This window comes from Paenibacillus xylanexedens (assembly GCF_007680605.1).
Lineage (GTDB): Bacteria > Bacillota > Bacilli > Paenibacillales > Paenibacillaceae > Paenibacillus > Paenibacillus xylanexedens_B.
This window is the reverse complement of sequence record NZ_VEIO01000010.1, coordinates 104,806-130,109: the sequence shown is the minus strand read 5'-3', so window position 1 is coordinate 130,109 and position 25,304 is coordinate 104,806. Positions and strand designations below refer to the sequence as shown.

Annotated in this window: 18 protein-coding genes; 1 reads left to right on the top strand and 17 read right to left on the bottom strand. The window is 49.4% G+C overall.

Annotated elements, in window-relative coordinates; translation table 11 throughout:
- Window positions 1-11 precede the first annotated feature (11 nt).
- The 8 genes from FS818_RS25890 to ytxJ form a co-directional block, all read right to left on the bottom strand.
- Window positions 12-2,345: a histidine kinase gene (locus tag FS818_RS25890; protein WP_145336046.1), complete on the bottom strand. Its 2,334-nt coding sequence runs from the start codon at window positions 2,343-2,345 to the stop codon at window positions 12-14.
- Window positions 2,346-2,378: 33 nt separating this feature from the next.
- Window positions 2,379-2,942, bottom strand: a complete 564-nt coding sequence (gene kdpC, locus FS818_RS25885) for a potassium-transporting ATPase subunit KdpC (RefSeq protein WP_145336044.1) — start codon at window positions 2,940-2,942, stop codon at window positions 2,379-2,381.
- 106 nt (window positions 2,943-3,048) lie between these two features.
- Window positions 3,049-5,142, bottom strand: a complete 2,094-nt coding sequence (gene kdpB / locus FS818_RS25880; RefSeq protein WP_145336042.1) for a potassium-transporting ATPase subunit KdpB — start codon at window positions 5,140-5,142, stop codon at window positions 3,049-3,051.
- Window positions 5,143-5,289: 147 nt separating this feature from the next.
- Window positions 5,290-6,963: a potassium-transporting ATPase subunit KdpA gene (kdpA, locus tag FS818_RS25875; RefSeq protein WP_145336106.1), complete on the bottom strand. Its 1,674-nt coding sequence runs from the start codon at window positions 6,961-6,963 to the stop codon at window positions 5,290-5,292.
- A gap of 95 nt (window positions 6,964-7,058) precedes the next feature.
- Entirely contained in the window at window positions 7,059-7,136 is a 78-nt protein-coding gene (locus tag FS818_RS29605; RefSeq protein ID WP_145336104.1) for a potassium-transporting ATPase subunit F, read from the bottom strand.
- Between the two features lie 330 nt (window positions 7,137-7,466).
- The gene (locus FS818_RS25865; protein WP_145336040.1) at window positions 7,467-8,663 is read right to left on the bottom strand and encodes a spr1629 family repressor/antitoxin; all 1,197 of its coding nucleotides are present in this window, start codon (window positions 8,661-8,663) and stop codon (window positions 7,467-7,469) included.
- 28 nt (window positions 8,664-8,691) lie between these two features.
- Window positions 8,692-9,456 carry a spr1630 family ClpXP-sensitive toxin gene (locus tag FS818_RS25860; RefSeq protein WP_145336038.1) on the bottom strand — a complete coding sequence of 255 codons (765 nt, stop codon included), beginning with the start codon at window positions 9,454-9,456 and terminating at the stop codon, window positions 8,692-8,694.
- 120 nt (window positions 9,457-9,576) lie between these two features.
- A complete protein-coding gene (gene ytxJ, locus FS818_RS25855) occupies window positions 9,577-10,116 on the bottom strand; it encodes a bacillithiol system redox-active protein YtxJ (protein WP_260989971.1) in 540 nt (179 codons plus the stop codon).
- A gap of 242 nt (window positions 10,117-10,358) precedes the next feature.
- On the opposite strand from ytxJ, the gene FS818_RS25850 reads away from it, so the two are divergent.
- Window positions 10,359-11,204 carry a hypothetical protein gene (locus FS818_RS25850; RefSeq protein ID WP_145336036.1) on the top strand — a complete coding sequence of 282 codons (846 nt, stop codon included), beginning with the start codon at window positions 10,359-10,361 and terminating at the stop codon, window positions 11,202-11,204.
- Window positions 11,205-11,351: 147 nt separating this feature from the next.
- Here the strand turns inward: FS818_RS25850 and FS818_RS25845 are convergent, their stop codons facing one another.
- The 9 genes from FS818_RS25845 to FS818_RS25805 all read right to left on the bottom strand — a co-directional run bounded on the left by FS818_RS25845 (window position 11,352) and on the right by FS818_RS25805 (window position 25,293).
- Complete coding sequence (locus FS818_RS25845; protein ID WP_145336034.1) at window positions 11,352-11,780, bottom strand: VOC family protein; 429 nt, start codon at window positions 11,778-11,780, stop codon at window positions 11,352-11,354.
- A 283-nt stretch (window positions 11,781-12,063) separates the two neighbouring features.
- Window positions 12,064-12,291, bottom strand: a complete 228-nt coding sequence (locus FS818_RS25840) for a MerR family transcriptional regulator (RefSeq protein WP_090924231.1) — start codon at window positions 12,289-12,291, stop codon at window positions 12,064-12,066.
- Between the two features lie 189 nt (window positions 12,292-12,480).
- Window positions 12,481-13,353 carry a sugar phosphate isomerase/epimerase family protein gene (locus tag FS818_RS25835; protein WP_145336032.1) on the bottom strand — a complete coding sequence of 291 codons (873 nt, stop codon included), beginning with the start codon at window positions 13,351-13,353 and terminating at the stop codon, window positions 12,481-12,483.
- A gap of 11 nt (window positions 13,354-13,364) precedes the next feature.
- The gene (locus FS818_RS25830) at window positions 13,365-14,240 is read right to left on the bottom strand and encodes a sugar phosphate isomerase/epimerase family protein (RefSeq protein ID WP_145336030.1); all 876 of its coding nucleotides are present in this window, start codon (window positions 14,238-14,240) and stop codon (window positions 13,365-13,367) included.
- A gap of 321 nt (window positions 14,241-14,561) precedes the next feature.
- On the bottom strand, window positions 14,562-17,852 hold the full coding sequence (locus FS818_RS25825; RefSeq protein WP_145336028.1) for an alpha-mannosidase: 3,291 nt from the start codon (window positions 17,850-17,852) through the stop codon (window positions 14,562-14,564).
- Window positions 17,849-20,176: a glycoside hydrolase family 3 N-terminal domain-containing protein gene (locus tag FS818_RS25820; protein ID WP_145336026.1), complete on the bottom strand. Its 2,328-nt coding sequence runs from the start codon at window positions 20,174-20,176 to the stop codon at window positions 17,849-17,851. The genes FS818_RS25825 and FS818_RS25820 overlap by 4 nt, the downstream gene beginning before the upstream one ends.
- A gap of 43 nt (window positions 20,177-20,219) precedes the next feature.
- Window positions 20,220-22,445 (bottom strand): helix-turn-helix domain-containing protein, encoded by a 2,226-nt coding sequence (locus FS818_RS25815; RefSeq protein WP_186375603.1) that lies wholly within the window; start codon window positions 22,443-22,445, stop codon window positions 20,220-20,222.
- A 171-nt stretch (window positions 22,446-22,616) separates the two neighbouring features.
- Window positions 22,617-24,251, bottom strand: coding sequence for a type 2 periplasmic-binding domain-containing protein (locus FS818_RS25810; protein ID WP_145336022.1), 1,635 nt, complete (start codon window positions 24,249-24,251; stop codon window positions 22,617-22,619).
- Window positions 24,252-24,384: 133 nt separating this feature from the next.
- Complete coding sequence (locus FS818_RS25805; protein WP_240037099.1) at window positions 24,385-25,293, bottom strand: carbohydrate ABC transporter permease; 909 nt, start codon at window positions 25,291-25,293, stop codon at window positions 24,385-24,387.
- Window positions 25,294-25,304 lie beyond the last annotated feature (11 nt).

The following is a 25,304-nucleotide window of genomic DNA, read 5'->3' as shown; positions in this document are numbered from 1 at the left end:
TTCCACCCGCTTTATTTATAATCATCATCGGCTACGATTAATACATCGCGATGTCTCGACAGACGAACAAGCTGGTTCACCACCGATCCCGAGCCGCGATAGCCATTCAGCCACCATACCCGTTTCGCCTGCCCCACCACCAGTTGTGTCGCCTTCGCCTCCGTAGCCTTTGTAGCCAAGATGCCGGGCACGTCCCTCAACCTTGCACTTTGATGGATATGAAAATGACCTCCCAGCCGCACAGTGAGTTGCTCCAATCCAGCCAGGTGCTCCTTCACTTCTGGAGTCATTACCATGCCTGTGCCGATGTGTACATGATGGACATGCCAGGATGCCTTCAGCCGATAAGCCATGCGAAAACCTCTACGAATTAACCGCTCGGCGTGACGGTCACTGCTGACACACACAAAAACCGACTCCTCACGGCGCCATGGGCCCCGTAGTGTGCGGGCCGCCCGCTGCGATTCCAGCCGCTCATCCACATCGTCTGCAAGTTCGCGTAGAGCCAGCTCACGCAGTGCGATCAGATTACCCATTTTAAAAAAATTCGCAAGCGCCTGCTCCACCTTGGCATTTGCATAGATTTTACCCTCTCGCATGCGCTGCCGCAAGGCCTCGGGGGCAACATCAATCAGCTGCACCTCGTCCGCCAATTGCATGATCCGATCAGGTACCGTCTCTCGTACCCGAACACCCGTAATATGCTCAACGGCATCATTTAAACTTTCAAGATGCTGTACGTTCACGGTTGTAATGACGGATATGCCTGCGTCCAGCAATCGCAGAACATCCTCATAACGCTTTTGCCGGGCGCTTCCAGGCACGTTGGTATGCGCGAGCTCATCTACAAGCACCACTTCGGGGTGCAATCGTAAGATCGCTTCCGTATCCATTTCCTCCAGTCGTGTGCCTTGATATATGCTCTGTGCTCGCGGAATGATAGACAAGGAGCCGATCTGTTCCACCGTGCCCGCTCGTCCATGGGTCTCCAGCAGCCCGATTTGCACATCGATGCCTTTACGCAGCAGGTCATTGCCTTCCCGCAGCATCATGTACGTTTTGCCCACCCCCGGGGCGGCGCCAATATAGATTTTGAACGTTCCACGCCGAATCAGTCCAATCTGTTCCTTCATTTCCTGCTCACTGAGTCTGCGATAGGTTTTCTGCTCCGTATCACTGACTTTTGCCGGAACAACCCGTTCGCCCTCTCGCGCTGACCGATCCGCAACCAGTAGTAGATCTACCCCTTGCAGTTTGCGAAGAAGCGAGTTAACGAGGGAACCTTGCCATAACTCCTGCCAGCGTGTACGCCGCGAATGCCCCATAACGATCCGGGTATTCTGCTGCTTAATGGCATACTGTGCCAATGTGGCCGGGATGTAGCGGCGATGTATGACCGGAAGTTCCTCCATGTGGCCACCGATTTTCTCCACCATTTTCATCATATTGCGTCGAAATACTGTAGCTTCCTTCGTTAGTGGCTGCTTCATCTGACGGAAGACAACGACATGCAAGCTCCCGTTCAATCGACGGGCAATCTGCTGTCCGCGCTGAATGTAGATCGAACCGTTCCAGTGGTACTGCGCGGAGACAAGAATGCGTTCCATGATGCCCGTTGTTGCCAAGAGACCCATTTCTTCGCGATGTTCACGTAAAGACTCGTTAACTCCTTCCGCAACAAGTTTCAGTGCCAGCTCACGTAAAATGCCCAGATTACCATGGCCGAAAACGTCCGTACTCCCGTGCCCTTGCAGGTGACCTTCCGCAAGACGGCTCAAAATCGTCTCTGGCGTAACATCGATCAGCTTTATTTCATCCGCCAGTTCCAATGTGTCTGTCGGCACGGTATATGCCACCTTGATTCCCGTGAGCTGTCTAGCGAGTTCGGTATACCCCTCCAGCTCATACACATTCACGGTAGTTATGACGCTAATATTGTGACGCAATAGAAAACGGATATCCTCCAGCCTGGTCGCATGTCTCGCCCCCGCCCGGTTTCGATGTGCCAATCCATCGACCAGAACAACCTCCGGATTGCGAACCAGCAATGCATCCAGATTCAAATCTTTCATTTCCGCTCCGTCACTGCTTCGAATCCAGTGGATGCTGGGCACACGCTCAAGCTCACCAAGCTGTTCTACCGTTTCCGGCCTTCTCATCGTGGAGACCGCACAAATGACAACATCTATGCCCTGCTCGCGCAAATGATTGCCGTCTCTGAGCATATGATACGTTTTACCTGAACCGCTAACCGGGCCAATGTAGATTTTAAACGTGCCCTCTTGCAGCTTCGAAATCATGCGCAACATCTCTTCCGGCGATTTCCGCTTGAAGCTGCCCTCCATGCTGTCGCTCTCCTCCTTTCCGTTTTCATTTGCCTACTTCTCTACTGCAATCAGTGCCAGATTCAGCTCGTTAACATTGACACGTGGCTCGCCAAATATACCCAGCTGGCGGCCCTGTGTATGATTCTGAATAAGCTGAGTCAACTTCTGCTCACTAAGGCCTGTCGCTTGGCTAATCCGCGGAATCTGTGCCTCAGCCGCTTCAGGCGACAGGTCCGGGTCAAGTCCTGAACCGGAGCCTGTAACCAGATCAGCAGGAATATGTTGCGGCAGCGCAGGATTTTCCTGGCGGAGCGTAGCCAGCTTTTGGTTCATCTCTGCGATATACTCCGGGGATGCCACCGCGCGGTTGGAACCTGCGGAAGCAGTTGGATCATAATGTGCATTCGATGCGCGAGGCTGGAACAATCCCGGCGACTTCACTTCCTGCGCTAACAGGGATGAACCAATGATTTTCCCATCTTGAATGATAAGGCTTCCGTTTGCCTGTGAAGGAAACAGCAGCTGAGCAACCCCCGTTGTGACGAGCGGATAGAGCAGACCACAGACTAGCATGAGCACAACAGACAACCGCAACGCGGGGATAAACATCTTCATACAAATCACTTCCTGAATGGATTTAATGTTTTATTCAAAAAGGAGCAGACCAAGTTATCGTCACCATGAGTGACATTCCACTTGTACATCAGAGCTACAATGTCATTTACATCAGACCTGACAAAACCAGATCAATGAGCTTGATGCCGATAAACGGTACAATCACACCGCCAACACCATAGATGAACACGTTACGGCTCAGCAGCCGTTCGGCAGACATCGGACGATATTTCACGCCTTTCATCGCAATCGGAATGAGCAAAGGAATAATAATCGCATTAAAGATCAGTGCGGACAGAATTGCAGACTGCGGTGAAGAGAGATTCATAATGTTCAGGGCCTGAAGCTGCGGCATGGCGAGAATGAACATTGCCGGAATGATGGCAAAATACTTGGCGATATCGTTGGATATGGAAAAGGTGGTTAGCGCGCCGCGGGTAATCAGCAGCTGCTTACCTATGGAGACCACCGACAACAGCTTGGTCGGGTCAGAGTCCAGGTCAATCATGTTGGCCGCTTCTTTGGCCGCCATGGTTCCCGAATTCATCGCCAGGCCCACATCGGCCTGTGCCAGAGCAGGAGCATCATTGGTGCCGTCGCCGGTCATAGCGACAAGTTTGCCCTCCTGCTGTTCTTTTTTGATCGCCGCAATCTTGTCCTCAGGCTTCGCTTCCGCTATAAAATCATCCACACCTGCCTCCAGTGCGATCGTCGCTGCCGTCAGAGGGTTATCACCGGTGCACATTATTGTTTTGATACCCATGGCACGCATCTCAGCAAATTTCTCCTTGAGACCGGGTTTCACGGTATCTTTCAAATAAATCACACCATAGATCCGGTTATGGATCGCTACCGCCAGCGGAGTCCCCCCGGCCTTTGCAATCCGTGTTGCGATTTCGTCCAGATCACCCGGTACACGTCCACCTTCGGAGGTTACATACCGCTTGATTGCATCTACCGCGCCTTTGCGAATTTTTGTTCCATCACTCAAGTTCAGCCCAGACATGCGTGTTTCCGCAGTAAACTCAATAATATCGGCATTCGTGTAGTTGCCTTCCTCCCAGCTCTGCCCCTGCTTACTTGCAAGTTCAACGACAGAACGACCTTCCGGTGTTTCATCTCGCACTGAAGCTTGAAGCGCCGCCCGTGTCATCTCAGGTACAGTCACGCCCTGCACCGGAATAAATTCAGAAGCCATCCGGTTGCCGTATGTGATCGTGCCTGTTTTGTCCAGAATCAACGTATCGATATCACCAGCCGCTTCCACTGCTTTCCCTGACATGGCGAGCACGTTAAACTGTGTCACCCGATCCATTCCGGCAATCCCGATGGCGGACAGCAGGCCGCCGATCGTGGTTGGAATCAGGCAGACAAGTAGCGCAATCAAGGTGGCCAGATCAAGCCGGATACCGAGATAATTGGCCATAGGAACCATTGTCAAAATGACGATCAGGAAGATTAGCGTTAATACGGCAAGAAGGGTAGTCAAGGCAATCTCGTTTGGTGTTTTCTGACGCTGTGCGCCTTCCACGAGTGAGATCATTCGATCCAGGAATGATTCGCCGGGATCGGTCTGAACCCGCATGATGATGTAATCGGAGGTCACCCGTGTGCCTCCGGTCACCGAAGAGAAATCGCCTCCGGCTTCCTTGATCACCGGAGCGGATTCCCCTGTAATGGCCGATTCATCAATGGAGGCCAACCCTTCGATAATCTCACCGTCCGTTGGAATGAGCTGCCCGGCTTCCACACGGACGAGGTCCCCTTTTTTCAATTCGGTCGAAGCGACTTGTTTCACAGTTCCGTCCTTCTGCACCAGATTAGCCATCGTATCCGATTTGGTCTTACGCAAGGTGTCCGCCTGTGCTTTGCCCCGCCCTTCCGCCAGCGCCTCTGCAAAATTGGCAAATAGCAACGTAAAGAGCAGAATAAAAAATACAGCCACATTGTATCCACGCCCTGCATCCGAAGCGGTAAATAGATTGGGATCAATACATAATAGCAACGTAATGAATGCGCCGACTTCCACGATAAACATGACTGGATTTTTGATCATGACCATCGGATTCAGCTTTTTGAATGCATCTCGCATGGCCTGGAGCAACATCGCTTTATTTAAAGATCGTTTCGACCCGGGATGATGCTGAGCGTGGTTGATGCGTTGATGAATATGTTCTTTGTTTGGTTCCACTGCATTCATTGTGAATGCCACCTCCATACTGTACTTGCTTACTTCAACCCTTTGCCGTGCTTCCATGTTTATTAGGTGTGTCGCTGTCGCTCCGCTGGCTTATTCGCCTGCCATTTCTTCAGCCATCACCATCTATCTCATATCGCCTACCCTCACTCATTGCACCATCGCCAGATGCTCTGAGATGGGACCAAGAGCCAGCGAAGGGAAGAACGTCAGTGCACCTACAACCACAATCATCATGATCAGAATGCCAGCAAATAGCGGCGTATGCGTCCGTAGCGTTCCGGTGGTAACCGGAGCAACCCGTTTCACGGCAAGTGAACCTGCTATCGCCAGCATCGCAATCATCGAGATATATCTTCCCAGCAACATCACAATCCCGATAGCGATATTGTAAAAGTCCGTGTTGGCATTCAGTCCCGCAAAAGCCGATCCGTTATTGGCCGCCCCTGAGGCAAAAGCGTACAGTACCTCGGTTAGCCCATGAGCACCGCCATTGGATATGGAGGCCACAGCCTCCGGCCGCATTAAAGCAAGCGCGGTTGGCGCGAGAATAATCAACGGATGAATCAGCAAGGCGATACAGGCCAGCTTGATCTCTTTGCCTTCAATCTTTTTGCCCAGAAACTCCGGTGTCCGGCCGACCATTAACCCGCAGATAAAGACCGCGATAATGACATAGAGCAGACCATTCAACAAACCTACACCCTTGCCGCCAAATACATTGTTCAGCATCATCTGAGCAAGAGAGACCAGACCTCCAAGCGGAGTGAGTGACTCATGCATATTGTTCACCGACCCCGTCGTTGCCGCCGTAGTTACAGCCGTAAACAAAGCCGATTCGGAGATACCAAACCTGACCTCTTTACCTTCCATATTGGTTTGTAGTCCATTCGCATCCAGCGCAGGCACTCCGCGATACTCGGAAACAAACACCGTCGTCAGCATCACCAGGAACAGAACCCCCATTGCGGCAAACAACGTCCAGCCCTGTTTCCGGTTGTTCACCATCAAGCCAAATGCATAGACGAGTGCCGTAGGCAACAACATCATACAAACGATGTGCACGAGATTGCTCAGCGCGGTTGGATTTTCAAATGGATGCGCGGCATTGGTGCCGAACCAGCCTCCGCCGTTGGTTCCGATATGTTTAATCGACTCCAGCGAAGCCACTAACCCGCGGGTGATGGTCTGCTGTGCACCCTCCAGCGTGGTTGCGTTCACCGCACCGGCCAGCGTCTGCGGCACCCCTTGAAATACAAGGAATAGCGCTACGATGAAGCTCAGCGGCAAAAAAATACGGGTAATCGACCGAACCAGGTCGACGTAAAAGTTACCCAGATCATCCCGGCGTCCTACTAATCCGCGAATAAAAGCAATCGCCACCGCAAATCCCGTAGCCGCCGAGGTGAACATCGGAAACGTTACTGCGAGCAGTTGTGACAGATACGATAGAGCGTTCTCTCCCGTATAGGACTGCCAGTTGGTATTGGTCATAAACGATGCGGCTGTGTTAAAGGCCTGCGCTGCAGGCATATTATCGATCCCATCCGGATTAAGGGGCAGGAACTTTTGCATCCGCAGCACCAGAAACATCAGGATCAGCATAAACGCATTGGAGATGAGCACCGCGGCCAGATATTTTTTCCACCCCATCGTTTCATCTTCCCGTACGCCCATCAGCCGATATAATAACCGCTCCGGCCCGCCAAACACGCGATCAAGTCCCGTTCGCTGCCTGTCAAATACCTTCACCAAATAACTGCCCGCCGGCTTCACCAGCAACAAAATGATCAGTAGCATGACCGCTACTTGCACTACACCGATACCCATACCTGCATATCCTCCCTAATCCAACCTTGATGTTTCCTACTAACCTGCTATCTATCTTCAGCCACAGGCACATGATCTGAACAGTTACGTTAGAATTTCTCGGGCTTCACCAGCACGTACCCGAGATAGATGATCAGAGCCATGACAATTACGCCGATGAAAATCATCTTTTTCGCCCTTCCTTCCTGCCTTCAGGCCTTCAGGCCTTCTCGCAAAATTTCACAAATCCCCAAAACACCGCAAACAGCAGTATGATCAGTCCAATCATCGTTGCATCATTGACCATGCGCCTCTCATCCCTCTCTTCTTTACCGTTCATCTTCCTTTGCTACAGAGAAAATCGTAATACGAATCGCTGTAAAAAGGGGGTAAAGAAATGCCGCTCTAGCTGTAAAAAAAGCGTAAAAAAGACCCGCTCTTCTCAGCGATCAGCTGAAAGAACGGGTCTAACATAGGTGAATATCTATCTAGAATTACATGGAATAAGTAATCCCTCTTTAAGAACTTCGAGTAGTCCTTCCCTTCATATCACGAATCTTGGCATCCGGACTGCTTTTCATATATTTGTTAAAAAACTCTGGTTTGATTCCGGTCATGTGATGAAAGAAAGAGGTTTCTACTTTCCAATCTTGCTCGACCATATACCGAATATCGACAAGCCCTTTATTGGCAAGAAGATCAATGATCGTCCGAACCCGCATAGGTGTCTGCAAGGGGATCGTCTGATCAAACGGTTCTCTTTCCAAATATCCCCTTCGATGCATGGCCGCATAAAAATTACGGTGTGCTTTGGCATCCATCAACCCCAGATCCGCTGCACGGTATCCTAACACTTGCAAGGATGTCTTCCATTTATTTTTCAAATCAAGATATTGGTCGGGATTGGTTAGTTGGGAAATGGCTTGCATATCCTGTGTAAATTCTTCTTCCGGTAATAAAAATGCACCTGCGAACAGATTGGCTTCATTTTCAATGCCCTTATGCTCTTTGCGATCCAGATTTACGAACTCCAGGCGATAGTGAAGCAACAAATGACCAAGCTCATGAGCGATATCAAAATTTCTACGCACGGCCGAGCGTTTAATGTTGCCTAAGATGATGAAAGGACGATCCTCTTTCGTCCACAGACTGTAGGCATCAATCCCCTCGCCAATGGCCTTCTCGAAGACGTACACTCCGCTTTTTTCAATCCAGAACATCAGGTTTTCATTTGTTGTCTGCTCCAGATTCAGCCGCTCCCGCGCAAGCTTTGCAACATATTGAATCTGGGCTTTACGATCATCCTGTGATTGATTCATGTACTGGATCGCTTCTTCCCTAAGCTCAATAATCTTCAAGGTAGGAAGGCTGATCTGAGCAGTAATATAGTTTACAAAGGTATCCAGATACTCCACATGCTTTGCCTCTGTCTGTGTCTTGGAGATCACATTCATCACCTTGGATCGATACGCAATGTTCATCACGTTGATGTTACCCTGGTTGTTACGCTCAGTTAATTTGTCCTTCTCATAAAAATACTTGCTCTTCACACTGAAAATCCGTTTCAATTCATTAACGATAGGCACTTTGGGGGAAGTGTACGCATTTTCATACTGCCAGACCGCCTGCTCGGTCACACCCAGTTTTTCGGAAAGCTCCTTTCTCGAATACCCATGCATGATGCGCAAATTGGTCAGATTTTCACCCATGAACACACGGTTTCCTCCTTGCTAGACTAAGGGGTTACCCCTGCCGTTCTTCTTCCAAAATTTCAATATCATATGCTGCCGGATCAAGTATATCGTCCACGTCGGGCGCAAGAACTTCACGTTCATGATCGCTAAGTTCCGCACCTGAGATAAGATCAGACAGATCTTCTATAAAATAGGCTATATTATCATGCGGATTAGGCAAATAGTGCTTTACTTCGGATATTTGATACGCATCATCAATAGCATAGGTGAGAATGTGAAACTCATTATACAGAGATGACAGCTGTTTAAGTTCTTCTTTTACACGAGTAACTTGGCTTACTTGAATAGGCAAGGAAAGCTGCAATACCTTTTCGGAATGATCCGTATCACTCAGGGGTGGCTCTATCGGAAAGTCCAAACCCACATTAATTTTGGACAGGTCATGTAAATATGTGCGCATTATCCCCTTTCGGTCATCACCCGTAGGTAGTTTTGCCCGAGAAAAACATTTTTCATTAAAGTAAGCTGCATTTTTTATCAAAAACAGAACTTTGGAGTCCTTATGTGTGAATTGAAGATAATCCCAAGTCAAACCTGCTTTGGACTTTTTATGCGTGAACGCTTTTCCGTCGTCTTCCTTACAGTATTCAGCAATTTTGCTCTCTATGAAATTACCCTTTGTCCAAGCAAATGCTGAACTAATCTCCATGTTATCTCGTCGATCTATACGGTGCTCAATATATTCTCGGTACCCTTCGATAATAGCTTTAACAATCATCTGACTATGCTCAGGCTTGAATTTATATTGTTCCATATATATCACTCCGATTCAGAAGGTATAAAGGCTTCTTTTATTTTAAATGATATACCCCAGATATGATATGATTTTTTCTTATATTTTTAAAGTGAACAAATTACTGTATTAACTCACAACTTACCCAAACGGATTCTGCGCCCACTGTGTCAGCCGTTTTTTGGTGATGCGTCCATGTGAAGTGTGTTGAATAACCTGCCCTTGATCGAGTAGTAACACCTGCGGCGATTCATGGCGAACCTCGGTCTCTTCCGCGATGTGGCGAGATAATGGACGGTTCTCGATAACTTTCACCATCCGATATTCCATAGTCTGCTTCGGATCGGATGCATTTGTGCCGACAAAAGCCATGAACTCTCTATATGCTCGCGCGCTAACGGGACAAGTCGTGCTGTGTTTCAGCAAAAGCACCGGATGCTCTTGCGAACGTTGGAGCACCTCTTGCCAATCCTCAAGTTTATGTAATTCCAGAACATGCTCGCTTAACATCTCATGTGAATCGGCACCTGTACGTTTACTGACCACGGAACCGATCACCACGCCGAGGGCGGCGCCAAAAGCGATGCCCAGCCCAATCTGCCCCGTAGCTGTACCAAAGCTTGCACCAAGGGCCACACCGACTCCGAGCCAAAGTGCCTGATGATTTACCTTTTTCTCCACATCAAGTCATCCTTTCTCTACGTATGAATCAAGCGATTCGAAGCTATATATGCCGAACGACTAAACAGGCTTTTCCTGAATACTTCAATGATCATGTTTCTATCTCATATTTTGTTCAAATTATAGCACAGCCCCTGCACACAAGCTTTCAGAATCTGCATCTTTCGGGTACATAATTGTGTTACACTGATGGTAATTTGGAAACGATGAACATAAGAGCAACTGAAAGGCGGAAATCCAATATGACATACGCTTTTACGATTGAACCACCGGAATATTATGCACTGGACAACGAGCCTGAGTTAATGGCCAAGTGTCAGGAATGGGGCCTGATTTCGGCGAAAGCAACTAAACTTAAAACATTTTATTATAAAGGCAACGGACTGAATCTGCCTTGTAACATTTTAGGCTTTGTCGATCACATGACAGCTGTAATTGAGCTGGATAATGGACAAAAACACTGCATTCACCCGTCCTATCTCAAAGAAATGCAGGCCTCGGGCTACAGCACCAGAGGATTAACCGGAGTGGGCGCAGAGACGGGAACGGAACAGGGCTACACTACACAAGCCCATGCTTCCGATGAAACATCTGCCCAGAACGACTCGCCAGCCGAGCTGGTTGATCCGGAGGATGACATGGATGGGCTGGATTCCTTCTCCGAGCTCAAAGGTGATCCTGACGGATTGGTGGAGGAATACATGGGGCCTCAGGCAGGGAGCAATGCCAATGTGACTTCAGAAACCAAACCCAAAACCAAAGCTGCACCGAAAACAAAAGCCGTTAAAATCGATCTGCCCGAAGGCAAAGTGAAGATGAGCGGGGTGGTTAAAGAGTTTACGACAGTACCCAACCATTTCTCGGATAATGACGATGAAGTTATCATTTATGAGTCTGTAACCATTATGGAGCCTGATGTCATTGAGGTTGGAGAGGCTTGGTCCAGTCACAGTGCAACGATGAAGAAACAGGAATTAGAAGTTGGCGATGTGCTAACCTTTGAAGCTAAAATCATTAAAAAGAAGTTGACCCGCAATCCGGTACCATACAAAATCAACAACCCGTCCAAGATTCAGAAGGAAGATTAGTCTTTCGTTTATAAAAAAAAGCAACAAAAAACCTCCACGCTGCAATATGTAGCGAATGGAGGTTTTTTTCAGCTAGTTATTTAGTTATTACGTATTTTATGGTTCAACGCTTGAAACTTAGCACATACGCCCAGCCTATAACTGTCCCTATGCTTGTCCAGGTGTAGCGCTAATTTGGAACAGTACGCCAAATTTATCGGTTACATTACCGTAAGCCGGGCTCCAGAACGTTTCCTGAATCGGCATATTCACTTTACCGCCCACTTCAAGTTTACTGAAAATGTCCTTCGCTTGCTCAGCTGTATCCGTATTGACCGTTACCGTGATATTATCTCCAATGGTGTGAGGCATGCCGGGCAGTGTATCCGATAACATCAGCACCGAACTGCCGATTTGCAGAGACGCATGCATAATCCAGTCTTTGGCTTCTGGTGGAATCGGATGCTCCGGACTGGATGGGCCTTCCCCAAACGTCTGCATTGCGAGCACTTCAGCACCAAATGCCTCTTTGTAGAACTCGACAGCTTCACGCCCGTTACCGTTAGTTACAAGGTACACATTCAAGCTAATTGCCATGGATTGTTCATCTCCTTGGATTCGTGTAGTTTATGGGTCAGGCCACTTGCGACATGAGTATATAGGAACGAATTGTCCTTTGACAAGCACAAGTTTCCACTCTATACGGTGACCGTTACTGAGCTATATTTCCCAACATCTTCTTCTCCCATTCTCTACTTTATCCTCCCCCTCTCTACTCAAGAAAAAAGCCACTCTCCCGAGTACTGTCGGTCGAATGGCTATAAAAGTTATATTCAGTTATTACCCGTGTGATGCAAGTCTGTACTACTCTTTCCTATATTTATTGTGCCTGCACAATGCGATCGATTTCACTTTTTAACAAAAGATATCGATGCACACTTCTCATAATAGGTACTTTGGTGAGTTTGTTTTTATCCACGTATAATTTCATCTGGTCTTTACTCAGCCCTAGCAGGCTGCCCGCCTCAGTTACCGTCAATACCACTTCGGGATTCGTTGCGTTGAACGTCTTCTTTACCTTTTGGTTCCAGTCCTCAAATACCTGCATAGATTCACGATCTCTCCTATCCATAGCCAGTTATTTTCAGGCTGCGTACATTCAGTATAGCATACTTGTGATTATCGTCACTTATTCCTCTTTATGGCACTACGAAATGATCTCCTAATCCGTATGCTGTATATGACAAAAAGAGCCACGAAAACGCGGCCCTGTTCCAAATCACTATTAACGTTCCCTCTATGCTTCATCCCAGAAACGGCGCAGATTGTCCATGGCGATTTTGGAAGCGGCTTTGCATTCCTCCATGCCTTCGAACTCCACCGTGATGTTGCCATCGTAACCGGAGTCCTTGATCAGCTTGACGATTTTACGAATGGGGATATCACCATGACCCACAATTGCACCGCGCAGGAAGTTGCCATAGGTTGTGGTGAACCACTCCCCCTCCCCTGGATGCTCGTCATACGGACGGAAGTAGAAATCTTTAAAATGAATGAGCGAAGCGTACGGCAAATTTTTCATCACACCGATAATCGGATTTTCGTCTACACACATAAAGTTGCCAATATCCAGCGTTGTTTTAAAATTCGGCCGATCTACGGCATGCAATACTCGCTGAACCCGATCACTAGCCTGCACACTGAACCCATGGTTCTCAATCGTTGTGATCATCCCGTACTGCGCAGCATAATCCGCAATGATCTGGCTTCCCCTAACCATCAGAGGCAGATTCTGTTCAAACCAGGCAATCGTTGTGCTCTCCTTGGGCAGCCTGAATGCAGTAACGTCGTGGCGGAGATGCCGAACACCCATCCGGTGTGCCACATCCACATGTCTTTTGACCCGAGCCACCTCTTCTTCAAAAGCCTCTTCCGTCTCCTGGACGAAATTGGCCGGCATCGAATAGTTGGACAGTTCAATCCCAGCTGCTTCGGCGCGCTCCCGAATCGCATCCGCCAGTTCATGATTATCCTCCACCGTGTATCCGTAGGGAACCATCTCCATGTGCTCGCCGCCGTTCGCTGCAATCCAGTCGATTACATCCAGCACCGTCATGGCTCCCGAATTCAGATCATTCAACAAACTGTACGTGCTCAGACCTACCTTCATCTGCTCCACTCCTATCGATATTGTTTAATGAACTGCACGGCTTTGCGAATATCCACTTCCGGTTGGTCCCCCACTTCGCGCTCAATGGTCAGATACCCTGTGTAACCAATATCCTGCAGCGCGGCAAAATAAGCATCAAAATCAACAGCCCCTTCACCTAACGGAACTTCACGGAAAAAGGCACCGGAAGCTACCATTTCGGCAATTTTCTCATGATCCATCGGAGCGTAACCCACAGCACCGTACACGTCCCGCGGATCGACCTCTTTCAGACGCAAGCCATCCTTCACATGGGTATGCACGATATAATCCTTGAGCAACTTCACACCCTGCACCGGATCATCTCCTGTCACCATCACCATGTTCGCCGGGTCAAAGTTAACGGATACCCCGTTCGTGGAGAGAGTATCGAGGAACCCTTTCAGATCAGCAGCGGTTTCCGGCCCAGTCTCGATGGCAAAGTAGGCTCCGACACTTTTGGCGTACTGTCCCAGCTCTTCACAGGCGGCGTTCAGTGTTTCGTATACTTCGGAAGAAGGATCATGTGGAACGATACCGATGTGAGTGGTCACAATATTTGTGCCCAGATCAAGAGCCAGATCAACAATTCGCTTGGACTTTTCCACTTTCCATGCATTGTCTTCCTTAACCTGAAAGCCGTGACCGCCCAGATCACCTACCAATGCTGAAATCTCAAGACCGAGACCATCTATATAACTGCGAAGCTCTTTACGTGCCTCAGGAGACAAATTTTCCGGGTCCATTTCTCCCTTCACCGCGTAGATCTGTACCCCTTCTGCCCCCGCGTCCTTGGCTTTCAACAGCCCTTCCCGTACACCTACACCAAAACTGTCCACGATTACACCGATTTGATTGGTTAATTTCATGTCGTACCTCCCATGAGATTCAATGAGTTATGCTCTTTTACGTTTCAATCCATCGTGCATTAGTGAATTCAAAAATTATGTTATATAAGTTGAACTAAAGGAGGTTTTTACACGGAACACTCCGATGACAGAATAACCTGGAGAGTAGCGGTTATCCCCAGATTTTTTTGGATTCCCTTTTCCAAAGGGAAAAATCCGGTGATAAGCGTATGCTTCCGATGTAGCTTTCTAGCAGAAAGCTTTTAGGCGAACGCTTCGCTTTTTCAGGTTTTTTCTGTCCTCTCCGTTATAGTGTAAATGAATAGTTCAACTTAAATGGTATCAGCTCAAATAGACAAGCTTTACCGACTTGATTTCATAGGGTTTAAACGTCAGTTTAAAAGCTCCCCCCTCGCAAGGGAGTGGGGCAAGCTCATCTTCCAGCAGATTAATGATTGAAGCACTCACGTTTCGTTCATTCCACTGCACCTGTACCGTTTCACGGCCTCCGCTTGATTCGTAGAAACGCAGTACCGTTCCTGATCCGTCCTCGGCCACCTTGATCGTATCCAAAATGACATGTTCACTATGGAACTGTACCCAGCTGTGTTCAGAGGGTTTTACACCCGCATGTGGTTTGGATGCAACCACCTGTACCGGATGATTCAGTTCCATCGCACGCCGTACAACATTAGCCTGACGCCAGTCTCCTGCATGTGGTAGCACCGAATATGTGAAGTCATGCTGCCCTTGATCGGCATATACATCCGGCCATTTCGGCGCTCGCAACAGCGAAAGACGAATGGTGCGATCCTTAATGTCGTAGCCATACTTGCAGTCATTCAGCAAACTGATACCACTATTGCCCTCCGAAAGATCAGCCCAACGATGCCCGCACACCTCGAATTGTGCCCGTTCCCAACTCGTATTGTTATGCGTTGCCCGCTCCAAGGCACCAAACGGAATCTCATAGGTTGCTTTAGCCGCAACCAGATCTGCCGGAAACGCCACCTTGAGCAGCTTGTGACTTTCATTCCAGTCTACCCGAGTTTTGAAATCAACGCGCCGCTGGTGATGAAACAAAATTACATCCTGGCTAATCTCGGAATCATGCAGCTTCCAGCGGAAACGCAGTACATCCTGTACGGAGCCGCGCTGCACAATCTCTCTGGCGATCAGCTGCACAGCACCTGCCCGTTGAGATTCAAACCGCGGATCAATATCCCACGCATCCCAGTACGTCGGTTTGTCATGGAAAAATTGCCACTCATTCGCTCGGTCACCCGGTTGCAACCATTCACGCTCTACGGTCTTGTCATACCATCTTGTGATCTCACCCAAATCGTTAAATTCAAGCAAGTAGAACCCGGTTTCCCAACATGCAGGTATCTGCTCAAGCTTAGCCGAATCTTGTTCTGCGCATTTCAGTTGTATTATTGCGTCTGGTGCTATTGTGTCCGCTTTAGTTGTTAACTCTCTTACTACCGCTTCAGATACTCTATCTGTTCCCTGTTCTATGGTTACCGCTATTTCTCCCTTTGCATATCGTTCTACTTCTTCTTCTGTCTCACGCACCCATATGGTGATATACCCGAAGGCAGGAATCGAAGGAACATGGACATGCAGGCGAGCCTCATTTTCTTGCCCTTCCCGCTCTACCTCGCTAATCAAACGATTCCCCTGACGATCATACGCCGCCAATGTAGCTGATTCGTCTCCACATGAGATGCAGATCACTTCGCTTCGTTCCCAGCCAAGACTATTGAATACAACGTACGGCTTACCTGATACTTCATTCGTTGCAATGTTATCCGTGAGCGCCTCAAGTGACCCCTGTAACACGTCATCACCAAGCGCAAACACCTTCGTATACTCCTCGGCAGAAGTTACATACACTTCGGGAATCGACGTACCGGGAATGATATCATGGAACTGGTTCAGCATGATCAGCTTCCAGCCTTCATCAAGCACTTCCTTGCGATCCAACATCAGGCCGCGATTCTGATCCCACTGGCTCCAGATTTCTGCTTCGCGATAGAGCACCTCGGCCTTGCGGTTGCTACGTTTATTCCGCGCATGGGTGGTATACGTACCGCGATGCAGCTCCAGATACAGGTCACCGTGCCACTTCGGCAGTGCTGGCTTACTCGCTGCAATCCCTTCAAAAAAAGCTCCTGCCGTGCTGAATTGACTGATAGGTTGCCCTGCCATCAGATGGGAACGCTCTGCAAACTCCACCATCTCATTCGTCACACCGCCGCCACCATCGCCGTGCCCATAGAGCAGCATCTGCTCCGCATGAACGTCTTTTTGCTTGTAGGACTGCCAGTGCTCATGCACATCCTTGGGACGTGTATGTTCATTTACACCATGATTCAGGTAAGACAGCACGGAGGTACCGTCAATCCCCACCCAGTCGAACAGGTCATACGGGAACACATTCGTATCATTCCAGTTTAGTTTGGTCGTCATAAAATAAGGAATGTCCGCAAGCCTCAGAATCTGAGGCAGCGAAGCGCAGTATCCAAACGTATCCGGCAGCCATTCAATATTTGAACGTTTGCCAAATTCCGACTGATAGAACTGCTGTCCGTACAAAACCTGGCGCACCAGGGACTCGCCGCTCGGAATATTCAAGTCCGGCTCCACCCACATGCCACCAACCAGTTCCCAACGCCCTTCGGCAATACGCGACTTCACCCGTTCATACAGCTCGGGATAATGCTCCTTTACAAAAGCATATAGTTGAGGCTGGCTCTGGGAGTACACAAAATCCGGATACGTATCCATTAGCGTACACATCGTAGAGAACGTCCGGCTCGATTTGCGCACGGTTTCCCGCACAGGCCAGAGCCAAGCCACATCAATATGAGACTGTCCAACCAGATGCATAAACCCGCTTCGATATTGCTCGGGGTCTTCCCGCTCCACGGTCTGGGCAATTTTCTGCTCCAGCTCATGCAGCCATACACCATCCTGCCAGCGTCCCGGATCATGGTACATCTCATCCATCACCTGATGGACAGCCCGAACCAATGTTATGCGTTTCAAGTCCTTCTCCGGTAAAGCCTGCAGCGACTCGGATAGTACCATTATGCTGTACATCAGGCTCTGCAACGGTTGATTCACATGCACCAATGCCGCTCGTATCCCCTGAATCGGGGGCTGAATTACCGCTTGCCGATTCAAGGGATCATGCGGTTCAGGGATGGGATCATACAGCTCGATCTCCAGCTGTGGCGAGATTCCCACACGTTCTCTTGGAAGAGGTACGAAGGTATGGTTACGGTCCAGCCCGTGATAAGGAACACCGTTGACCTTCAACAACCCTTCCCCACCCGCTTCGAAAATGAATCCGATAGCCTCACCCTGCCACGTCTCAGGAATCTGCACTCTTTTGCTCAGAAAATACGTCGTTCCGTGTGTGCTGTTCAATGGATTCAGGGAATGCTGGATCGCCTCGTTCCCTTCCTGTTCAGATGTGTGCTCCAGACCATACGCATATCCCTGCTCATATTCGTATTCTTCTGGCTGAATATATCGGGCGCGCTTCATCTGCCATTCGGGAAGCTCAACGACTTCCAGCCACTGCTTCCGTTTCAAATCCTCGATAAACCGCTGGATTCGGATCATGCCTTCACCTCCACCTGTTGTACATGCAGACTGCAAGCCGTCCAGTCCACAGAGCTGCGTCCAACCATCAGCTTGAACTCACCCGGTTCTACCACAGACTGGAGACGGGAGTCGATCAGTGATAGATGTTCTTTTTGCAAAGGAAACGTTACGGTTCGGGTCTCCCCTGGCTCCAGATGGACTTTGCTGAAACCTTTCAAGGCGATTTCAGCCCGGGTAACGGAAGCCGACACATCGGTAATATACAGCTGCACGACCTCTTTGCCTGCTACGGCACCCACATTCGTCACCTCGACCTGAACCTGCGCCTCTTCGTCCGGTCTAATCACTTTCGGTGTCACTCGAACATTGTCGTACTTGAAATCCGTATAGCTCAGCCCATGTCCGAAGGCATATTGCGGCGTTAGATCCATCTCCAAATACCGTTTACCGCGCGTCCGTTTCGCATGATAGTACACGGGAAGCTGACCTTCATGTTTGGGAATGGATACGGTCAGTCGTCCCGATGGATTCACATCCCCGAACAGTACATCTGCGATGGCATTACCCCCTTCCTGCCCCGGATACCATGCTTCTACAATCGCTGGAATGTGCTCGTCGATCCACGGTTCGGCAATCGGTCGCCCGTTAATATACACCACAACGACCGGTTTCCCCAGTTTATGTATTTCCTGTACCAGCTCCAGCTGCACACCCATCAGGTTCAACGAAGAACGGTCAATGCCTTCCCCACACTCCATGTCATTCCACGGATCGTCGGTCACCACGGATGCCCCTGTTCGCAGATCAATCGTACCTTCGCCGAAATCACGAGCACTCGATCCACCCATCACCATAACGATGACATCGGCCTGCTCCGCACATGCAAGCGCCTGAGCAAAACCTTCTCTCGAATCACCCTTGATCCGACATCCGGGCGCGTACAGCACCTGAGCAGTATCCGTCCCACCGAGTTTGCGTGTGATACCATCCAGCACCGTCACAATCTGCTCTCTTGGCTGCGGCGAGGTATAATCTCCAAGCTGGTTATAGATATGGTTAGCGTTCGGCCCGATCACAGCCAGTTTGGCTGCCTGAGTAGCAAGCGGCAGCAAATGGTCTTCATTTTTCAACAGGACGATTCCCTCTTGTGCCACCTCACGTGCAAGCCCGACATGCGTCTCACACCCGATAACCTTCTCTGCAAAATCAGGATCAACATACGGCTGCTCAAACAAACCAAGCCTGAATTTCATCTCCAACACCCGTCGTACCGCCAAATTCATTTCTGCCTCTTCCAGTACACCCTGTTCAAGCGCCTGTGCCAGATGTTTGCGGTACATGAATCCGGACATCTCCATATCTACACCTGCCCGAAGGGACTGTGCCACAGCCTGCTCTCCATTCTCTGCCGTGTTGTGTCCGTTCACCAGCATCTGGATCGCCCCAAAATCGGTAATGACAAATCCGTCAAACCCCCACTCTTCCCGCAAAAGATCATGAAGCAGGTACGTACTGGACGTACACGGCACGCCATCGATCTCGTTATAGGCTGTCATGACCGAGCAGGCTCCGGCTTCCACTGCTTGTTTGAACGGAAACAGGTCAATTTCATGCAACTCACGCATTCCCATATGGACTGGTGCAGCGTTACGTCCCCCCTCTGAACTGCCGTACGCTGCAAAATGTTTAAGTGTCGCCACCACCGTCCGGTCTGAATCAAGCCGATCTCCCTGCAATCCGTAGATGGCTTCTACAGCGAACTGACCGATCAGATAAGGGTCTTCGGCAAAACATTCCTCCGTCCGTCCCCATCTCGGGTCACGCACCACATCAAGTACCGGAGAATACGTGGCTGCGCCGCCCTGACTCCGGGTTTCCACAGCGATCGCCTCGCACATCCTGCGATATAACTCTGGATTCCATGTGCTACCTACCGTTATCGGTACAGGAAAGACCGTTGCACCAATAGCCATATGCCCGTGGGAGCATTCTTCTCCAAACAAAATCGGAATGCCTAACCGGGAATGTTCTATCGCATATTGCTGAATCACATTCGTAGCGACCGCGCCTTGCCGCGGTGTCAGACCTGTCTCCAACGTCACTTCCGTCCATGGATCTGCCCTGAGTACACCATACAACGAGCCGACACCGCCCAGCGCCATGTCCGCCTCGAACTCTTCGGTTACCCGTACCGTACCGTCTGCCGCTTTCGTGTACGTTTTCCATCCCATAGGCTGGATCAACTGTCCGATCTTCTCTGCCGTGGTCATTCGTTCGAGCAGATCCTGTACCCGCTCCTGAATGGGAAGCGATGCATCTTTGTAGCCTGTTTGCGTTTGCATGTGCACATTCTCCTCCTGCCTGTGAATTGGTCGTGCGAGCACCTTACATGGCCTTGCGATAGTCGCTTGGAGCCATTCCGACGACATTTTTAAAAGCGCGGTTGAAGGAATTGTAGTTGGTATAGCCCACTTCCTCACTGATCTCCTGAATGGCTTTGTCCGTCTGTTGCATGAGCTGTTTGGCTTTTTCGATCCGGTGACTGATAAGCAGATCCACGAATTTCTCCCCGATCTCATCTTTGAAAAGCTTGCTCAGATACTTCGGATTGATATCGAACAGATCACTAAGGTAATTCAGCGACAGATCGGGATTGTTGTAATGCTCTTCGATATATTTGCGAATCTCCAGAATATGTGACCGATGTTTACGAGAGCATTGCAGTGTCTCCATCTGCCGCGCCAGTTCACGGAACCCTTCCAGACACAGCTCGCGCAGATCATCCAGCGTCTCCCAACCTTCCAGCCGTGGCAACAATGGCGTAAATATCGCCGCCCATGACTCCTGATATTCACGCGGAAGCTCGGCAAATTCACGATTATAATGCTGGAATAACAGCTGAACCGTGTTCATAATCTCCTGACGGGACAGAACAGACTCGCGAATCTGCTTAAACAGCCTTTCAAAATGCTGTTCCCAAATATCGTCCGATAGCCGCATCGTCTGTACTAGCAAGGAGATGGTCTTAAGAAACTCATACACATCATTCGTGGAACTCGGTACATCTCCGCATGGTATGATCCGATTCGTGCCCAGAACCGCCTTGTACTCCAGGGCATGCACAGCCTCTTTAAGCGAAGCCCGAAGCCCGCGAATATCCACAGCAACCCGGCCCACACCAATGGTTACGGTAAAGTTCAAATACTGACCCACCTGATTCAGATAACCGCTGAGCAAGCGTTGCTCTGTCTCTTCGGACTGTTCCGTCTCAGGTAACCACAGGATGGCATTCAGTCGCTGACTTGAGACCCACTCTGCCCATACCTCGGTACCTTCTTGCCTTGCACTTTCCTGCAAAATGCTCGACAGCACAAATTTCAGGAGGGCTTGATCCTGCTGATGATACTCATCCACAAACACATCGTATCGATCCATCTCCACCACCATCACAGCCCAGCGATGCTCTAATTCCGGTAGCTTGAACTTGCTCATCTCGGCAGATAACTCATGACATGTGTAATCCCGCGTACCTTCCAGCAGTTCCTGAAAGAAGACCTTCTTCTGCAAAATCAGATTCTCTTCATGCTCCTCCTGATATTGCTTCGTCTGGTCGATCATGCGCTCCAGTGTCGTATGAATGAAGCGGAATTCATTCTCCTTGCCATAGTTTAGTGCTGACGGTTTCTGTGAAGATACAGTCTGAATTAACGTGACAATCTGTTGGATTGGTTTATAGTTTCTTCGCGTCACGTAGACGACCCATACAACCCCGATCAGCACAACAGCGACAGCGAAAATAAACCAAATGTTATAAAATTGCAACGTAAACTTGATGATTTTCCCGTTATTTAGCCCCGTCTGCACCTTCCAGCCACTATAGCTGGACGTGAATTCAGAGAACACCTCTCCCGAAGCGGAAGCGGGCTTGGAAGCAAGCATCTCAGCATCAGGCGTATCCCCATGCCAGAGACTTCCCCCGGATCGGTTATAGATGTTCACAAACGTAAATTCAGGGTCGTACATCTGCATAATGGACTTTTGCAGCGTATTCAACTCAACGTTGGTCACTACAAGACCTCTGCCGTTCCCGACATTCCGCACAATCGTAATGACCCGCTCCGCCGATTGGGAAGGAAACGCCTTGAATAACCGTGCGCCGACCCACTTCTGCTCATCCTTCGTCCGGCTGTCTGCAATAAAGGCTGCATCGGTGAATTCGTTGATCGGAACAGCCTTGCCATTGCTAAAAACAGTGTTATCGCTGTACCTGACCAGGTAGACTGAGTCGATCAGCGGATATTCTATCTTCAATTCATCGATGACCTTAACGGCCTGGATGCCGGCATAGACATCCTCGCCGCCCGACACCGAGAAATAATTTTTCAGATTAGAGTTGGTCAAAATCTCGCGCAACACCTTGAAATCAATGGAACGCAAGGAATTATCCAGATACTGTGTCACCTGCGAAGCCAAAAATTCATTGGCCTTGAGCGCTTCTCTCCGGTTCTGCTCATTGAATACCTGAAAGAAAATGAAAAATAAAATCGTCGTCACAATAAAAAAAATAGGCAAATACGATAACAGCAAACGTCTGAACCAATTGTTGTTCATCTCCGCGCCCCCCCACCAATCCATTTCATGTTGCATGACGACAAACCACTTGTGCCGTGCCCCTGTTCACAAAGTTTTCATAATTATGCGTTCATTATATCGAATGACGTGGGGTTGTCATAGGAGAAGACTGCCCCGGCCACGGGTGACAGGCGGGACAGTCCTTTTGCATCAATTTTTCTCAATTGCACGCTGATAAATATCCAGATAATTGCTTAATCCAAGTCCATCAAAACCTTTGACGTATGAATCCCAGTCTTTATCAATGCTCTTGCTACCAATAATGAACTGAGCCATATTTGTCTGCACATAGTCTTTAATTGCAGTGGTCAATTGAGCTGCGGTCTCGGTATCCTCTGGACGAATAAATACGTTGGCTGGATATACTTCCTTCGGAGCGTATGGAGCATATACTTTCGTCGCTTGAGCAAGCCTTGTACCGTATCCTTCAGCTGACAGCGGGTCTTGACCTTCGGCAAACAGATTACGGAACGTGTTGGACAAATCATGTGCACCGATCTGTGACCAGCTTTCGTTCACGACCACGTTCGGATCACGTTCAGGCAGGTTGTAGTAGCTGTACTTGGCAGGTTCGCCGTTGATGTTTTTCTCATCCGGGCCCGCTTTCTTCCAGCCCTTACCCTCTGTTGGGCCATACTCTGCGTAGAGTGCACCCTCTTCACTGAACATGTAATCTACGATTTTAATGGCAGCAATCTGTTGTGCTTCGGTCGCTTTGTTCGTGATGGCAAATTCAAACTCACCTACACTTTGCGTTGCTCCAGTCGTCTGCACACCATCCGGCCCTTTGAGTGGGGGCACGATCTCCCAGTGCTGGTGACGGGTAATTTTTTTGTCATACGTATTCACCAGATAGCTCACCAGTGCCGTTGTAATGGAACCTACCACCTCATCTCCTTCTTTGTTCCCCAGTTGACCAATCGCCTGGTCATTCTGTGTGAAGGAAGCCGGGTCGATCAAGCCATCCGCGTACAGCTTGTGCATATACTCCAGCCCTTTCTTCCATCCTTCCTGGTTGGCGGCAAAGCTGACCTTGCCATCATTCACGATCAGGTATTTATCGTTATCGTTGTATATAAAACTGTTCATCAGATAGGCATCGATGTTGCCGTTCCACACATATTTGTTCGGTGCACCTGTGAGCGGGATCTCATCGGCTTTGCCGTTGCCGTTCGGGTCTTGGGTTTTGAACGCCTTCAGAACGGTGTACAGTTCATCCGTCGTCGTTGGCATTTTAAGCCCCACCTTATCCAGCCACTCTTGGTTGATCCAATATTTCTGCGCATACGTACAGTGGTAACATTCATTAAAAATAGGCAATGCATAGATATTACCGTCCGGTGCCGTTATGGCATCCTTGAAATAAGGCTTCTCCTCCATCACTTTGGTGAGGTTCGGGCCGTATTGCTTGATCAGGTCTTGAAGCGGGAGGAACACGCCTTGTTTTCCATAGGTTTGAAGATCCGAGGTGGTGAATTTACCGTGCAGGAACACTTCGGGATAATCCCCACTGGCTAGCAGCAATTGTCTGCGATCCTGCAAAGCGTCTGTCGGGGCCAGGTCCCATTTCAAGGTCACGTTGAACTTTTTTTCGATAAACTTGGTGAATTCATTGTCTTCCATCGGTGCTTTACCTTGCGGAGCAAAAAAAGTCATCGTTACGGGGCCGCCGCTCTCGCCGCTCCCCTCGCTACCTGTACCCGCTTTTTCAGATGAACTGCATGCGGACAATATTGTCACCGAAGCGAAAATCAGACACAAAATTGAAATCCAGGATTTTCTCAAGCTGACTCCTCCTTTTTATTCATAGCAGCAAACCTTTGGTCAAGCTGTACGGGTTAATATGGTTCTATAGGTTCCAAAATCAATCCCGGAAGCCGGCGTGTGCCTCCACCTCCTTTCAAGAGCCGACTGCCATTTATCCTTTAAGTGAACCGACCATAACCCCTTTGACGAAGTGTTTTTGCACAAAAGGATACATGATCAGGATCGGAATACTGGCGACGACAATCAGCGCATATTTCAGCACCTGCTCAAACCCTTGATCCCGCATCTGCTGGCTTGTATTTGCAAGCATGGCCGGGTCAGCCGCATTCAGAATCAGCAAGTTACGAAGCACATATTGTAGCGGGAACAGCTTCTCCGAACGGAGGTAAATGAGAGCGTCAAAGTAGGCATTCCAGTGACCAACAGCGTACATCAGAGTCATGACTGCCAGAATCGGTTTGGAGAGCGGTAGCACCACGCTGATCAGGTAGCGGATATCCCGGCATCCGTCCATCTCGGCAGCTTCACCAAGTTCCTCGGGGATCGACGACTGGAAGAAGGTGCGAGCCACGATGACCTGGAACACAGCGAGCGCCCCGGGCAACCACATCGCCCAGCGGGTATCCAGCAGGTGCAGGTCTTTCATCAGCAGGTAGGTCGGAATCAGACCCCCGTCAAAAAACATCGTAATCATCATAAAGATGATGATCGCTCCCCGTCCGTAGAACGACTTGCGGGAGAGCGGGTAGGCCAGCATAACCGTCAGCGCAACGTTGATGAACGTACCGACCACGGTGTAGATAATCGTGTTGTAAAACCCGAGCATGAGCTGCTGGCTTTTGAAAATGGAGATGTACGCCTTGATGTTAAAATCAACCGGGAACAGCCACACCTGACCGGATGTCACGGCGCGTGACGAGCTAAACGAGGAGCTGACGATGTACAAGAGCGGGTAGAACACCGTTAGCAGAATGGCGATCAGAAAGATATAATTGATGGTCATGAAAATACGGTCGCCAACCGGGTCTTTGATTCGGTTCCGATTCATCAGATTAAACATGGACATACTCC